Annotated in this window: 15 protein-coding genes; 5 read left to right on the forward strand and 10 right to left on the reverse strand. The window is 59.9% G+C overall.

What is annotated here, in order from left to right:
- Positions 1-22 precede the first annotated feature (22 nt).
- The 5 genes from rsfS to EPN93_14860 all read right to left on the reverse strand — a co-directional run bounded on the left by rsfS (position 23) and on the right by EPN93_14860 (position 4,240).
- Complete coding sequence (gene rsfS / locus EPN93_14840) at positions 23-385, reverse strand: ribosome silencing factor (protein ID TAL32941.1); 363 nt, start codon at positions 383-385, stop codon at positions 23-25.
- Positions 382-1,491: a LytR family transcriptional regulator gene (locus tag EPN93_14845; protein TAL32942.1), complete on the reverse strand. Its 1,110-nt coding sequence runs from the start codon at positions 1,489-1,491 to the stop codon at positions 382-384. The genes rsfS and EPN93_14845 overlap by 4 nt, the downstream gene beginning before the upstream one ends.
- On the reverse strand, positions 1,488-2,114 hold the full coding sequence (locus EPN93_14850; protein ID TAL32943.1) for a nicotinate-nucleotide adenylyltransferase: 627 nt from the start codon (positions 2,112-2,114) through the stop codon (positions 1,488-1,490). The genes EPN93_14845 and EPN93_14850 overlap by 4 nt, the downstream gene beginning before the upstream one ends.
- Entirely contained in the window at positions 2,069-3,322 is a 1,254-nt protein-coding gene (locus tag EPN93_14855) for a glutamate-5-semialdehyde dehydrogenase (GenBank protein TAL32944.1), read from the reverse strand. The genes EPN93_14850 and EPN93_14855 overlap by 46 nt, the downstream gene beginning before the upstream one ends.
- Before the next feature lie 234 nt (positions 3,323-3,556).
- Entirely contained in the window at positions 3,557-4,240 is a 684-nt protein-coding gene (locus tag EPN93_14860; protein ID TAL32945.1) for a hypothetical protein, read from the reverse strand.
- A 122-nt stretch (positions 4,241-4,362) separates the two neighbouring features.
- Here EPN93_14860 and gatB point away from each other — a divergent pair, with 122 nt between their 5' ends.
- From gatB to EPN93_14880, 4 genes are all read left to right on the forward strand, one after another.
- Complete coding sequence (gatB, locus tag EPN93_14865; GenBank protein ID TAL32946.1) at positions 4,363-5,793, forward strand: Asp-tRNA(Asn)/Glu-tRNA(Gln) amidotransferase subunit GatB; 1,431 nt, start codon at positions 4,363-4,365, stop codon at positions 5,791-5,793.
- Between the two features lie 28 nt (positions 5,794-5,821).
- Complete coding sequence (locus EPN93_14870; protein TAL32947.1) at positions 5,822-6,706, forward strand: phosphoribosylaminoimidazolesuccinocarboxamide synthase; 885 nt, start codon at positions 5,822-5,824, stop codon at positions 6,704-6,706.
- 98 nt (positions 6,707-6,804) lie between these two features.
- A complete protein-coding gene (fliS, locus tag EPN93_14875; GenBank protein TAL32948.1) occupies positions 6,805-7,242 on the forward strand; it encodes a flagellar export chaperone FliS in 438 nt (145 codons plus the stop codon).
- Positions 7,232-7,708 (forward strand): hypothetical protein, encoded by a 477-nt coding sequence (locus tag EPN93_14880; GenBank protein ID TAL32949.1) that lies wholly within the window; start codon positions 7,232-7,234, stop codon positions 7,706-7,708. The genes fliS and EPN93_14880 overlap by 11 nt, the downstream gene beginning before the upstream one ends.
- Here EPN93_14880 and EPN93_14885 read toward each other — a convergent pair.
- From EPN93_14885 to prfB, 3 genes are read right to left on the reverse strand one after another with little or no spacing between them, the layout of a single operon-like run.
- The gene (locus EPN93_14885) at positions 7,680-8,597 is read right to left on the reverse strand and encodes a hypothetical protein (GenBank protein ID TAL32950.1); all 918 of its coding nucleotides are present in this window, start codon (positions 8,595-8,597) and stop codon (positions 7,680-7,682) included. The genes EPN93_14880 and EPN93_14885 overlap by 29 nt on opposite strands.
- Positions 8,598-8,614: 17 nt before the next feature.
- On the reverse strand, positions 8,615-9,472 hold the full coding sequence (locus EPN93_14890) for a hypothetical protein (protein ID TAL32951.1): 858 nt from the start codon (positions 9,470-9,472) through the stop codon (positions 8,615-8,617).
- Positions 9,473-9,475: 3 nt separating this feature from the next.
- Positions 9,476-10,657 carry a peptide chain release factor 2 gene (gene prfB, locus EPN93_14895; protein TAL32952.1) on the reverse strand — a complete coding sequence of 394 codons (1,182 nt, stop codon included), beginning with the start codon at positions 10,655-10,657 and terminating at the stop codon, positions 9,476-9,478.
- A gap of 322 nt (positions 10,658-10,979) precedes the next feature.
- Here prfB and EPN93_14900 point away from each other — a divergent pair, with 322 nt between their 5' ends.
- Entirely contained in the window at positions 10,980-11,741 is a 762-nt protein-coding gene (locus tag EPN93_14900; GenBank protein TAL32953.1) for an enoyl-CoA hydratase/isomerase family protein, read from the forward strand.
- A gap of 9 nt (positions 11,742-11,750) precedes the next feature.
- Here EPN93_14900 and EPN93_14905 read toward each other — a convergent pair whose 3' ends face one another.
- Both EPN93_14905 and EPN93_14910 read right to left on the reverse strand, forming a co-directional pair.
- On the reverse strand, positions 11,751-14,153 hold the full coding sequence (locus EPN93_14905) for a formate acetyltransferase (GenBank protein ID TAL32954.1): 2,403 nt from the start codon (positions 14,151-14,153) through the stop codon (positions 11,751-11,753).
- A complete protein-coding gene (locus EPN93_14910; GenBank protein ID TAL32955.1) occupies positions 14,134-15,081 on the reverse strand; it encodes a glycyl-radical enzyme activating protein in 948 nt (315 codons plus the stop codon). Before EPN93_14910 ends, EPN93_14905 begins: the two co-directional genes overlap by 20 nt.
- Between the last annotated feature and the right edge of the window lie 18 nt (positions 15,082-15,099).

Raw genomic sequence — 15,099 nt, forward strand, 5'->3', positions numbered from 1 at the left:
CCCCATTTGCCGGCCATTCAAATTAAAAGGCAAGGTGTTCCGCGTCCGCCCATAATCTTTCGAGCTGGTAGTAGTCCCGCCCCTCACGGGTGAAAATATGGACCACGATTTCGCTGTAATCAAGCACAATCCACGGGGAATCCATTATGGGCCTGTTGCGTTCCCGGATTCCCCGTTCGCCGAAATATCGCTGCGTTTCCCGTGCAAGCGCGCGGGCGTGCATTATGGAATTCGCCGTGGCGATCAGAAAATAATCGAGGAAGCTGTTTACCCCCATGAGGTTCATGAGCACGATTTCCTCCGCCTTTTTTTCTTCGAGCGCCCGTGCGCATCGCCGGGCCATGTCGATCAGTGTTTTTTCGTCGATACCGGCCTTTCCGCTCATTTTGCGTAGTCCTTCCCGATAATTATCAGCGCATCCGAAAGCTGGGATGAGTCCACTATATGGTGAACCCTCGTTACGCCCGCGAGCTCCGCGATCTTGCGCACATCCCCCGTGCTCCCGCTCTGGTTGATGATCACCGTATGATCCATGAACGGGTACGGCGAAGTGCCGAACTCGATCACGTTCACCCCTTCCCGGTTGAGGGCGTTCCTCATTTTTTTTGCCAGTCCGGGAATGTTGGTTCCGTTCAATACCTTGACCCGGATGGTCGCATCGGGCGCGGCGCCGAGCACCAGCGACGAAAGAAACTCCTTTTCGTATATCTTCGTCGCAACGTCGTCAATGACATAGAAACCGTCGTCCTCCAATTTTCCCGGGGCGCGGATGCACTGGAGGTCCCCCTCATCGAAAATAATCCGTGAAAGAGAAAACAGCTCCTTGTCGAGCATGTTGGTCCTTATTTTCGTGAGCAGGTGGGAAATGAACTTGAGGCTGACCAGCGGCCGATAACGCTCCCGGTTGTAGTACAGGGAGAGCAGGATGTCCTGTATGCGGTCATACGTGCGGTATACCGAGCCTCCTTCCACCGAATTGATGTACTGCACCGCCTTGGCCCCGTCAAAATAATTGAGGCCGGGACGGACCCCGTCAATCTTCCTGACCTGGTCGAGAACGAAGATATCCACGCCCTCCAGGGTGTCGACAAGCCTCTCGACATCGGTGGCGTAAATCTCCACCCAGAAGGGGACGTTGATTTTAAGCTCCGCCTCGAGCGTCCGGGAAATCTTTGAAAAGCTGTCGATGTCGATCTCATCGAGCTTAACGCTTTTTTTTCCGCCCCGGTCAAGCGGGATCTTGAGGCTGGGCGGCAGCAGCGTGATCCCGGTCCTGTTGTTTTCAGGGTTCACGCTCAAGACCGCGAAAAAGCGGTGCTTGTTGTCGTGGAAAACGTTACTGCCCATGACGAGCACGTTTATGAGCTTTTTATTCTGTGCCAGGACCTCCACCGCGTTCCTGGTATTGATGCGGTATGCATAGAGCAGCGAGAGTACGACGATGAGGCATCCCAGTGCGATGGCCCCGTTTTTAATCAGGTTCTTGTTCAAGACAGGTACAACCCCTTTTCATGGATATAACATTCGACCGGTTCCGGCACCAGGTATCGTATTCCGCGCCCGCTGTGGAGACGGTTTCGTATTTCCGACGAGCTGATCCCGATGTACGGATTCGAGGCGAACTCCACACGTGCGCCCAGGCCGGCAAGATGCTCGTTGAGCGGCGCGACGCCGGGCCGGTTCATCACGATAAGCGTGACCAGCCCCAGCAGCTCCCCGTATTCCTTCCATGTGTGAAACTCGGCGTAGGAGTCCGCCCCAATGACGAGGAACACGTTCGAATCCCGCACATCGGCCAGGATCCGCCGCACGGTTAATATGGTATAGGATTCTTCTTTCCTGTCAAGCTCCATGCGGGAGAGCGCGAAACGATCGTCGCCTTCGATGGCGAGCTCGATCATCCTGGCCCGCTCCTCGGCGAGACCGACGCTCTTGATCTCCTTGTGCACCGGGCGCTTCGAGGGAACGAAGAGCACGGTATCGAGCGCGTATTCATCCCGCACATGGGCGGCGCAGATAAGGTGCCCGTGGTGAATGGGGTTGAAGGTGCCGCCGAAAACGCCTATTCTCAAGACCGCACCTGGCCCGTCCCGTAGATTATATACTTCAGGCATGTCAACCCCTCGATTCCCATCGTGCCGCGCGCGTGAAGCTTCTGCGTAGAAATGCCCACTTCCGCCCCAAGCCCGAATTCCCCGCCGTCGTGAAACCGTGTCGATGAATTCACGAACACGGCAGAAGAGTCCACCTCCCCCAGGAAGCGCTCAGCGTTGAAATAATCCGCGGTGACGATCGCCTCCGAATGATTGGACCCGTACCGCATGATATGCGCGATGGCGTCGTCCATGGAATCCACGATTTTCACCGCGAGTATCAGTTCCAGGTATTCGGCGCTCCAGTCTTCCTCGGTCGCGGGCGTGACCCTTTCGGGCAGGATGCGCGCCGTCCGGTCGCAGCCCCGTATCTGCACCCCGCATTCCGCAAGCGCTTCCAGCAGCCCGGTCGCGTGAGGATACGCGGCGTGGATCAGGAGCGTTTCCATGGCGTTGCACACGCCGGGACGCTGCACCTTGGCGTTCACGCATATCCGCTCGGCCATCCCGCGGTCCGCCGAGGCGTCTACGTAGGTGTGGCATACCCCCTTGTCGTGCTTGATCACGGGAATCGTGGATTCCTGCGTGACGCGGTCGATGAGGCCCTGCCCGCCGCGGGGGATGACGATATCGATATGCGTATTCATCTTTAATAACAGGCTCACGAGCGCGCGGTCCGTGTGCTCGACCAGGAGGACGGCGTCGACGGGCGCACCGGTTTTCGCGAGGGTGTCGCGGACGACCGTATAGAGCGCGCGGTTGGAGTTGATGGACTCGCTTCCCCCGCGCAGCACGCACGCGTTGCCGGACTTGAGGCACAGTGCGGCGATGTCGGTGGTCACGTTCGGCCGGGATTCATAGATGACGGCGATGACGCCTATCGGAACCCTCATCTGTCCCACACGTATCCCCGAGGGACGGAGCTTCATGTTTTCCACGCGCCCGATCGGGTCTTCAAGCAGGGCGATCTCCTCGATCGAGCGTGCGATGCCTTCGATACGCTTCCCGTCCAGGAGCAGCCGGTCCCGCAGGGCGCTCGAAAGCCCGGCGGCGTCCGCAGCCTTCATGTCCTTCGCGTTCTCGGCGATGATGAATTCGGCGCGCGCGCGGATCGTCGCGGCGATTGCGTGCAGCGTGCCGGTCCTTCGCGTCGAGGAGAGCAGGCGCACCTCGTGGGACGCCTTCCTGGCCCTCACGCAAAGGTCAAGTATGTATGCGTTGTTGTCCATATCCCGCGCTCCATCCGCGTTAATTGAATTAAAAACCAAAAGGCACGCGGCATCATGTCCGATGCGCATGTTTAAGGGAATGGCCCGCTCCCCCTCGAACGGCGAACCGGTGCATCGCTTGCAGGTAACGCTCCCTTTCGCCGGGAGCGATTCGAGCCCTTTCCCTCATTGAACGGGAATCAGCGTTTTCCCGATTTCTCAAAAGTCAAGAATATTTGACCAGCCCGCTTAAAATTAGGGTTCGCGCAACCATGCGGGGTCAATGCCATGGGCCGCGGCGAACTGTTCGAGCCTCCCCGGGGCGAGGTGCGCGATGGCCCTCACGATCCGGCGCTGCGTGGCCCGGGGTACGTTGTCGTACATGGATTCGAGCGACTCATAGGCCGCCCCGGCGTCAACAAGGTGATCCCGGGCGAAACGATCGAGACTGCCGGGATCCACACGTGCGAGGGATCGCAGGATCTGTCGCTGCATTATCCCGGGGGCGTCGTCGTACACCGACTCGAGGGATGCGTACGCCTTCGAGGGATCGGGCACGAACCCCATGATCCACAGTATGGTGCGCCTTGTCACGGGATTCTGTTCCTCCCGGTAGCGCGCGAGAAGGTAGTCGGCGTCCAGGGTGCGGTTCTGGAGCAGCGCGTAATATCCCGCGAGACGCCTGAGCTCGTCCTGGCTGTTGAGCATGAGGACGCTCTTCACGTGATCGAATGAGGGCCTGTACAAAAGCACGGCCGCGCGCGAACGCCCGGTGACGAACCCGGTGAGCGCATCGGCCCCCACCGCGAACCCCGCGCCCAGTCCCGCCGCGGCGACAAACGCGGCAACTGCCGCATTCCGGGCATAAATCCAGTTCATGACGGTATTTACCTCTTCCCTGCCGCTAAAATTACGGCCAATCGCGGCTATTACAACCATTTTTCTTGACAAATATGCTTTCCGGCGTAAGGTTCTGCAATCGGCGATCCCTTCCGCACGGCGCCGCAGCCGGCCCGCATGACCGGAAGCGCCTCATGCATACGAATACGTTCCGAGGGTGTATGGAATACGAACCGGTCATAGGCCTGGAAGTCCACGTTCAGCTCAATACTGAGACCAAGATATTTTGCGGGTGCTCAACGCGATTCAAGGCAGACGCGAATACGCAAACCTGTCCCGTGTGCCTGGGCCTCCCGGGCGTGCTCCCCGTTTTGAACGAGGAGGCCCTCAAGAAGGCGATCATGGCAGGTCTTGCGCTCAACTCGAAGATCTCCGGGTACAGCAAGTTCGACCGGAAGAATTATTTCTATCCTGATCTGCCCAAGGCCTTCCAGATATCGCAGTTTGACAAGCCCATCTGCGTGGGCGGGTTTGTCGAGATCAAGACCGGGGAATCGACCAAGAGGATCGGTATCACCAGGCTCCACCTCGAGGAGGACGCGGGAAAATCGATTCACTCCGAGGATCCGGCCGTTCGCGTATCATACGTCAACTTCAATAGGACAGGCGTCCCGCTGGCCGAGATCGTATCGGAACCCGAAATCGCCTCGAGCGACGAAGCGTACACCTATCTCCAGAACCTGAAAACGATCATGAAGTACCTCGACGTTTCAGATTGCAACATGGAGGAAGGGAGCCTCAGGTGCGACGTCAACATTTCCCTGCGGGTAAAAGGCACAAAACCGTTCGGCCAGAAGGTCGAGATCAAAAACATGAACTCGTTCCGCGCCGTCAAGCTCGCGATCGAGTTCGAGATACAGCGGCAGACGCGCGCCCTTGAGGGCGGCGAGCGCGTTCCCCAGGAGACGCGCCTTTGGGACGCGAACCGGAACGAAACCTTCAGCATGCGCTCGAAGGAGGAGGCTCATGATTACCGGTACTTCCCGGAGCCCGATCTTCCGCCCGTCATCATAGACCAGGCGTATATCGACGCGATCCGCTCCCGGCTCCCGGAGCTTCCCGCCGAACGCCGGGCCCGCTTCGTCGCCGAGTACGGCATCCCCCCCTACGATGCCGAGGTCCTCACCTCCGTGAAACAGCTCGCCGACTACTACGAGTCGGTGGTGCGGGAAGGCGTCAACGCGAAGAAGGCGTCAAACTGGATCATGGTCGAGCTCATGGCCCGGCTCGACGATCCGGAAAAGATTTTCGATTTCATCGTGAAGCCGGCGCAGCTCGCGGGGCTGCTCAAACTCATCGACGACACCACGATAAGCGGGAAGATCGCCAAGACGGTGTTCGAGGAGATGGTCTCCACCGGGGGCGACCCGGAATCGATCGTAAAGGAAAAGGGTCTCGTGCAGGTGACCGACACCTCGGCCATCGAGGCGATCGTCGACAAGGTACTGGCGGAGAACGCGCAGTCCGTGGCCGATTTCAGGAGCGGCAAGGGGAAAGCCCTGGGTTTCCTCGTGGGCCAGGTCATGAAGGAATCGAAGGGGAAGGCCAATCCCCAGATGGTTAACGAGATACTCGCGAGGAAGCTGTCGTAACGGGAAAAGGAACGGAAAGGAGCGGTTAATGAACGCGGTTACGAGCACGAAGATACCAGGATCGAAGAAACTTTTCAGCGGCAAGGTGCGCGACGTCTACGCGGCGGACCGCGAGCATCTCATTATCATCTCGACCGACAGGATATCGGCGTTCGACCACGTTTTCCCGAACGGCATCCCCGGCAAGGGTATCATCCTCAACAGGATTTCGAACCTGTGGTTCCAGAAAATCAAGTTTATCAAGAACCACATCGTTGAAACGAATTACAAAAATTTCCCCAAGCCCTACTGCGATTACCCCGAGATGGTGCAGGACCGCGCGGTCATGGTGCGCCGCGCCGAGCGTATCGATTTCGAGTGCGTCGCCCGCGGCTACCTTATCGGCAGCGGATGGAAGGATTACCAGCAGACGGGTGAGGTGTGCGGCATAAAGCTTCCCGGCGGGCTCCAGCTCGCCCAGGAGCTTCCGGGCCCGCTGTTCACCCCCTCGACCAAGGCGAAGTCCGGCCACGACATGAACATATCGATCGAGGTGATGCGCAGGAAAATGGGCCCCGACGTCGCGGACAGGCTGGGCGAGATCACTCTCCAGATATACGATTTCGGCCGCGAGATCCTGGGCAAAGCAGGTATCCTGCTCGCCGACACGAAGTTCGAGTTCGGATTTTACGGCAACGAGATAATGCTGATAGACGAGGTGCTCACTCCGGACAGCTCGCGGTTCTGGGACGCCGACCGCTACAAGGTGGGGACATCGCCCGTGAGTTTCGACAAGCAGTTCATCAGGGACTACCTTGACACCACGCCATGGGACAAGAACTCACTACCCCCGCCCCTGCCGGAAGAGATCGTGACCAAAACCCGTGAAAAATACGAGGAGATGTTCCAGCGCATACGGGGCCTTTTCCAGTAGAACGGGGCCGATCCGCGCCCCGCGCTCAAGTTCCGGCCCGTGTGTGCCGATATACTGACAGTACAGGCATGCCATTGCAGATGCAACGGGAGGAACTAATGGCGCTCGCTCAGAAGAACCCTTACGATCAATACAAGCGCACCGAGATAAGCACCGCGAACCAGGGCAAGCTCATCGTAATGCTCTACGACGGCGCGATCAAGTTCCTCAACATCGCGGTCGAAAACATGAACCCCCGCACCTACGATGTCGCAAACAACAATATCATCAAGGCGCAGGATATCATCGCCGAGCTGATCGTATCCCTGAACATGGAAGAGGGCGGCGAGATCGCGAAAAACCTCCTGAGCCTCTATGTCTATTTCAAGAAGAGACTGCTCGAGGCGAACATCCAGAAGGACGCCGGGATGGTCGCCGAGGTGATCACTCACCTCAAGGACCTGCGCGAATCGTGGGATAAAATCTCCGCGAAGGAAGCGCGGACCGACAAGCACGCCACCATCGCCTCGAAGGGTACCTTCAGCATTGAGGGATGACGCAGAGCTCCTGCTCCGCAGCCTTTCGGAAATCCTCACGGCCAAACTGTCTCTCCTGCGCGCGATCCGCGCGGAGGAAACCAACGGACGCTACTACCTGAAAAGCGAGGATACCGACCGCCTCGCCCAGAGCATAGATCGCTGCACGGGGCTTGTCGCCGATACGGATGTCCTGGACTTCGACGCCGCCGCGGTTCGCGCGTCGCTCGCACGTGTCCTGGGGGTCCAGGCCGGCGGGCTGCACCCATTTCTGCGCACCGTTTCCGGGTCCGCCGTGGAGGCGTATCTCGCCGTGCAGGCCGATATACTGGAAGAGACGCGGGCGCTCAAGGACGGGCACGACCGCCTGGTGGAGGAAATCGAATCACGGTTCAGGAGCATGGAAAACGAGCGGCGCAGCCTCGCCGCGCTCGGCAGGGTGCTGGGGATAGACGCGATCAGAGATCCGCGGGATCCTTCTTCTTGAGTATTTCGGCGCGGCGCGTGAGCATCGCCTCCATGTCGAGGTAGTAGCTTTTCTTCCGGTAGACCTCGTCGAACTTTCGCGTGTACTTCTTCGATTTGAAATAGTTGTTTATCCGCGACGAAACCGGGAATATCTGTTCGGAGGGATCGTACACCTGCGGGGTGCGTGTGGATTTGTCGATGACGGTCCCTGTTATCATCCCCCAGGAGATGTCCGAAAGCGAATGTTTTCCCAGGTCGCGCATGATCGCGCGCAGCACCGCTTCGTGGGAGGGATTGAAAAACTTGAAGTTTTTGGAATACATTACCGCGCCGTGCATGTGGTCCGGCACGTCCATGAACCCGTCCTTCGTAACCCCCTCCGCGACGTGGTACATCATCTTCATGAAATATCCAAGCCCCCCCAGGCCCGGACGCTCCTGACCCGGAAGCTGCGGTTTCGTTCCCGAGAAATCGGCGCGCGGGTTGCTGATGCTCAGCCATTCTATCACGACCATGTCGAGGGTCACGATTCCCGATTTTTCCTCCAGGAACTTCGGGTCGGGAACGAAGCGGGATTCCGAGAGCTTGAGATCGATGAGCACGCTGTCGTAGGATTTTTTATCGGCATACACGCGCAGCTGGTGCACGTCCGACTCGTCGATTCCCACCTCGACGACCAGCGTATCGAACCCCCTGCCCTTGAGATGCTTCACGAGTCCCACCTGCTCCATGACACCCAGCAGGTCCTTCTCGCTATATTTCGAGAGGAACAGCTTTTCCCTGGAGCCCCGGCTGAAAAAACCGAAATTCTCGCCAACGTCCGACAGCTCCATGTCTCCCTTGAGCACCCCGCCCATATCGATGGGATTGAAATGTTTGAGTGACTTTTTCTTGTTTTTTTTAGTCACGGGTCCCCCTTCTCGGCTCACCATCGATCGGAATTGTACACCATTTTCACTTGAAGAAGGAAATGTTCGATCTCCCTGGGGTTGATGAACGGCACCACCATCATGCGCACGAAGCGGTCGTACTGCTTGAGGTCCAGCAGCGCGCGCCGGTACGAATCGGTTATATTCTCGCCTATGATTATAAGGCGCGCACCGGTCTTCTTGTATTCCTCCAGGAGAAGGTTCGGGTCGTTCACCGAGTGGGTGTCTTCGGTGGGAAGGAAATCGGGCGCGATCTCCACCTTGCTCTCCTTCTTGCGCGTAACGATCGCGGTCACCAGGTCGGCATTCTTCTTGAAACGCTCCAGGTACGGCGAGTCGGCGTCGGGTTTCATGTTCACGAGGAGTATTATCCCGTTCTCGGAGTTGCGGTAGGAAATTTTTTCGTCTTTGTTGATGAAGCGCTTCATCTCGTTCCAGCGCTTGTAATCGAGCTCCTCGCTGTGCGAGCAGAGCACGATCCGCTTTCCGCTGACCGGGTCGGACCCGTAGATGTCGCCCACCACGTAGAGGAAGCGCCGCCGGCGGGTCAGGTTGCTTATAGTGCTGAGATTTTCCAGGTGGCGGTCCATGCCGATAAAGGACATCTGGCCGTAGGGCTTGCGGAATTCGGCGGGAAATTCTCCCGAAAGAAATCCGTACATCTTTTCCGCGAACAGGATATCGACGGTCGGCTGGCCGTTCCGCTCGAAAAAAGAGAGGTCCGCGGCGCGCACGAGTTCCCCGGCCCGGAACTTTTTTCCGCCCACGAGCATGTCCTGTACGTAGAAACACTCGAGGAAGTACTCGTTGTAATTGTTCCAGAGACGCTGGAGCCTGTCGAGGCCGACCTTCATGTATCAGCCCTTCTTGAGTCCCTTCAAATAGGCGTAGATGAACCGGTCGATTTCGCCGTCCATCACGTAGTCGATGCTGCCGGTCTCCTCGGAGGTTCGGTGATCCTTGACCATGGTGTACGGCTGGAAGACGTAGGACCTGATCTGGTTTCCCCAGGATATGTCCTTCTTCTCTCCCAGCTTTTCCTGCTTCTTTTCCTCGGATTCCTTTTTCCTGAGCTCGTAAATCTTCCCGCGCAGGACCTTCATCGCGAAGGCCTTGTTCTTGTGCTGGGAACGCTCGTTCTGGCACTGAACCACGAGGCCTGTCGGCAGGTGGGTGATGCGCACCGCGGAATCGGTGCGATTGACGTGCTGGCCGCCGGCACCGCTCGCGCGGTAGGTGTCGATGCGCAGCTCGAGCTCGTTGATCTCAAGGTCGATGTCATCGGGGAGATCGGGCACGACCTCGACCGATGCGAACGAGGTGTGGCGGCGCTTGTTCGCGTCGAACGGGGAAATGCGCACCAGCCGGTGGATTCCGCGTTCCCCTTTAAGCAGCCCGTAGACGTAATCCCCGGAGATAAGCACCGTGGCACCCTTGATGCCGGCCTCCTCGCCCGGGGCGTAATCGACGAGCTCGGACTTGAAGCCCCGGATTTCCGCCCAGCGCGTGTACATGCGCAGCAGCATCTCCGCCCAGTCCTGCGATTCGGTCCCCCCCGCGCCGGGATGTATGGTCACGAACGCGTTGTTCGAGTCGTCTTCGCCGGAAAGGAGCACCAGGGTCTCGAGATCGTCGAACCGCTTCCGGAACGCGTCCAGCTTGGAGCGGACCTCCGCCAGGATCTCTTCGTCGTTTTCCGCGGACGCCAGCTCCAAGAGCTCGCGCGCCTCGGTCGTCTCGGCCATGATGCGGTCCCAGGGATCGACCTTCTTCTTGAGGGCGCTCATCTCCTGGTTGACCGCGGTGGCGCGTTCGATTTCCTTCCAGAAATCGTCCCTGTGCGTCTCTTCCTCCAGCTTCTTCATCCTCTCGCGCAGTCCGTCCACGTGTATGGAATCATGGAGCTCCCTGATGGAGGCGATAACGGCGTCAAGCTCGCGCCGGCATTCCTTGAAATCTCTTTCGTCCACGTCGATCTCTTCCTGAAAATTCGGGTATTGTTGCACCGGATCCAACGGTCCCGCGCGAGGCAGAAACATATCGCCTTGCGGGAACTCGCCCTCACGCGCGGGAAACCTTTGTATCTGCCATGAGGGTTATACTATTAATGTATCGGGTCAAGGCGTTTTTATCCTGAGCCCTTATATTTGTCTTTCGACCCGCCCCGTCCGGGGCCGGGGGTCTATCGACGCCCAAATTCGCCTTGACTTTAGGCAGCCCCGATTGATTCTCGTGCTGAGGCCGCAAGGGATGCGCATCCCCCGGCCGACCGGCAGATCCTCTCTCCCGGCCGTCCCCGCGGGAATCGCGACGCGGTCCTTGAACCCGGCACCAAATATAAATATACCCATGCGAGGATCTATGGCTTACGAGACGATTCAGTTCGAAACGGTCGAAAAGGGGATCGGCGTGCTCACCCTCAACAGGCCGCAGAATTACAACGCGGTCAATTTCGCCATGATGGCGGAACTGGAACAATTCTGGATGGAGCGGCTTTACGACCTTGAAACCGTCGTCATCATTCTGCGTGGATCGGGCGAAAAGGGATTCTGTGCGGGGCTGGACGTGAAGGAGTACCAGAGCGCGTTCACCTCGATGACGGCCGCCGATTTTTACCGCTTCCAGGGCAGGCTGGGAAGGATCAACCTCCATATGCGCCGCTGCCCGCAGCCCATAATCTGCGGGGTGCACGGCGCGGCGGCGGGCCAGGGTTTCAGTTTCGCGCTCGCCTCCGACATCCGCGTGATTGCGCCGGACGCGCGCTTCAACGCGGCGTACATCAACATAGGGCTGGGCGGGGCCGACATGGCATGCAGCTACCTCCTCCCGAGGATTATCGGCGCGGGGCGCGCCTATGAATTCATGTACACGGGCAACTTCATGACCGCCGAGGAGGCGATGAACCTGGGTCTCGCGAGCAGGATGGTCCCGCGGGAAAAGCTCATGGACACCTGCCTGGAATTTGCGCGTGTGATGATGACCAAGAATCCCATGGGCCTTCGCCTGACCAAGGAAGCCATCAACGTGAACATCGACGCGGGCGCGCTCGAAAACGCGATCAACATCGAGGACCGCAACCAGACGCTGCTCGCGATCGAGGCCCTCAGGAATATGAAGCTGTAGCGCGTCTCGTCAGCATGCCTCAAGCGATGACCGTCTGATGATCTCGTCCTTCATCGCCGGTGTGAGGTCGTTGAAGTAGGCCGAATAGCCCGATACGCGGACCAGCAGGTGGGGGTATTTCCCCGGGTCGTTCCGGGCGTCGAGCAGCATCTCCGGATCGAGCACGTTCACCTGGGCCTGCATTCCGCCGCGCCGGAAATAGGCGCCCATGAGTACCCCCAGGGCGCGGCGGCCCTCTTCACCGCGGAGCGAAAGCGGGGTGAACTTGAGATTGAAATTGACGCCGTTCGCGGCCGCCCGGTGATCCAGACTGTTCACCGAGTTGAGTACCGCCGTGGGACCCTTCCGGTCCGCGCCGTTCAGGGGCGATATCCCGGACGCGAACGGCTCGCCCTTCCTGCGCCCGTGGGGAAGCGCACCGGTTATCCGGCCGAAATACTCGTGCGCCGTCACCGAGTAGAGCCCCATGACGTATGCGCCGCCCCGCGTATTCATCCCGAACGAGCGCAGCGCCGCGGCAAAGCGTTCCGTCACGCGCCGCGTCCACCGGTCGGCCTCCTCGCAATCGTTCCCGAATTTCTCGATTCCTTTCAGCGCCGTACGCATCGATTCGTCGGGCAGATTCCGCTTTAACCCGGACACAAGCCCCGGCAGGGTCAGAGCCCCGTCCTGGAACACCGCCTTCTCGATCGCTCTGAGCGCGTCCCCCGTGTCGACCGGCGCCACGCATTGAATCCCCGAGAAATTGTACCGGGCGCCTCCCGCCGTGGAGCATTTACCGCGCTCCAGGCATCCGTCCAGCAACATGCTGGTGAGCGGCGTGGGGTGGTAGTTGCGGTTCGCCTCCTCGATCGCGCGAAGGTCCCGGATGAGACGCCCCAGCGCGTGCTCGAGCTGCGCCCCGAACGCCGCAACGACGTCGTCCATGGATTTCATCCTTGACGCGCTCATGGTTTTCACACCCGAACGAAAGAGACGGCCGAACCGCCTGCCGCCGTTGAGCGCCATCTCCAGGCAGAGGGGCGTGTTGAAGATCGCCGCGTCCGTGGAAGAGAAGCTCTTCCCCTGGCACACGGGCTCCACGCAGCCCACGGCAGTGTAGTCCCGCGCGTCCTCCGGCGTGTAGCCGTTCATCTTCATCGTCTCGATGATCGTCTCGTCGCCGTAGAGCGCGGGCGAATTGCTTCCCGAGGCGAGCATGGACCAGATCTTATCCAGGTACGGAGCGGGCGAGCCAGCGTGCACGCGCGCGTGGTAGTTGGGCTGGCGCATCCTGAGCTCGTCCATTATCTCAAGAACGATAAAACTGAGATCGTTCACCCCGTCCTTCCCCTCCCGGTCCACGCCGCCCACCGTGACGACCTGTCCGTTGAACATGCCGCCGTGAAAATTCGTCATGTGCCGGGAGAACACCGGTATGATCTCCGCCATCTTTATCGACAGGCAGGCGAGCAGCTCCTTCGCCCCTTCGCGGGTTATGCGCCCCTCCCGGAGGTCCGCGGCGTAATAGGGATACAGGTACTGGTCCACGCGCCCCGGACACACCGAGTTGTCCAGGCTTTCCAGGTTCAGGGCGATCTGCGCGAAGAAAAGCGACTGGACCGCTTCCCGGAAATTCCGCGCGCCGTGGCGGGGGACCTGCCGGCAGGCCTGCGCGATTTCCGCAAGCTCCCGCTTTCTTTTTGCATCCTTTTCTTTATCCGCCATGCGTTCCGCGAGCGCCGCGTACCGCTCCCCGAAGCGCGCGAGGCCCTCCGCGATCGTCTTGACGGCCTCGTAGAAATGCCACGGCTCACTTCCCCGTTCGACGCCTGCCTGCAGCGCATCGGCCTTCGCGCGAAAGCCATCGGTTCCCATGCGAATGAGGGCCTCGTAATCGGGGGCGATATGCGAGATGCCGCCGGATTCATTTATGAGGTAGAAATGGGCCTTGAGCTGGTCGGCAAGCAGGCGCATCGTGCTCAGGGGGGAGCGGTACGCCCGTATTCCCAGGAACCTGAACATCCAGAAGGGGACGATTTTCAGGAGGGCGAACTTTTCCTTCCCGCTCACCCGGAGCCGGTTCGTCTCCCGCGATGAAAATTTAAACAGGTCCATGAGGACGGGAAGGCCGTGCAGCTCCGGGAAGAGGGAGCCCCCCACCCGCTTCGAGGTGTAATTGCCCACGATGAGCTCGTCCGGGTGGATCGCGACGCTTTTCCGGGCGAGGACCTCCGCGAGCGCCCCGGCCATGTACGCGTGCGGGGACTGTGCGCGGTGCGCGCGCGTGCGGAAATAGTCCGTCCAGATGAGGGCCCGCTCGGGACAGATGCCGGGTTGTGTTTCCATGACCGCCGCCTTGAGCCTTCCGATCCTGTCCGCAACCGCATTCCCGCGGGCCTCCCCGTTCCCATTACCGGTAGATGAGCGCATCGATCCCCTCCTTGAAAAAAAGTTCTTTCACCGACTCCAGCAAATCCGCGTCCGGGACTTTTCCCATAAAGCCTTTACTCACGGCGTCGATGCGTGCACGCTTGGTCTCTCCCATCCCGTGCCAGGGCAGCACGTGGATGCTCGACAGTCCCGCGTCCCGTACGATGCGGGCCGTGCCGGCGATGTTTGCCGCATCGTCGTTGCATCCGGGGACGAGCGGCATGCGCGCCTGGAGGGCGCTTCCACGCCGTGTAAGGCCCCGGAAATTCTCGAGTATGAGCCCGTTCCCCGCGCCGGTAAGCGCGCGGTGGCGCGCATCGTCGGCGTGCTTGAGATCGAAATAAAAGAGGTCCGCGAGCCCGGACGGACGCTCGAAGGCGCGCGCCGCGACGTGGCCCGCGGTTTCCATGGTGACGTGGATCGCGCGCTTTTTTAATAGCGGGACGAGCTCCCGGATGAAACCCGCGTGGAGCATCGGCTCCCCGCCGGAAAGGGTCACGCCGCCGCCGTCTGTGAAAAAGTCAATGTCGCGCGCGAGCTCGGCGGCGAGTGCGGGGGCGGTCCAGGGGTGTCCAATTTTCCTGAGCGCGTCCGCGGGGCATGCTGCCGCGCAGCGCCCGCACGCGTCGCACCGGGAATAGCGTATCCGCGCCCGCGCGTCTTTTATGATCGCACCCGACGGGCAGGCGTCGGCGCACCTGAAACACCCCAGGCAGAGGTCCGCGTAGAAGGCCATTTCCGGGACGGCGCGGTGCGATTCGGGGTTCTGGCACCACGCGCACGCCAGGGTGCAGCCCTTGAAAAACACCGTGGTCCGCACACCGGGTCCGTCGTGCAGGCAGAACCGCTGGATATCGAAAACAAGCGCGCCGGCTGCCGCGGCCTGTCCATCCGCCTCGGGATAAATTTCGTAACTTTCGCCTTTCACGCGGGATCCGCACCTGTG

The sequence above is a fragment of the Spirochaetota bacterium genome (genome assembly GCA_004297825.1).
In the GTDB taxonomy this organism is placed as follows: domain Bacteria; phylum Spirochaetota; class UBA4802; order UBA4802; family UBA5368; genus FW300-bin19.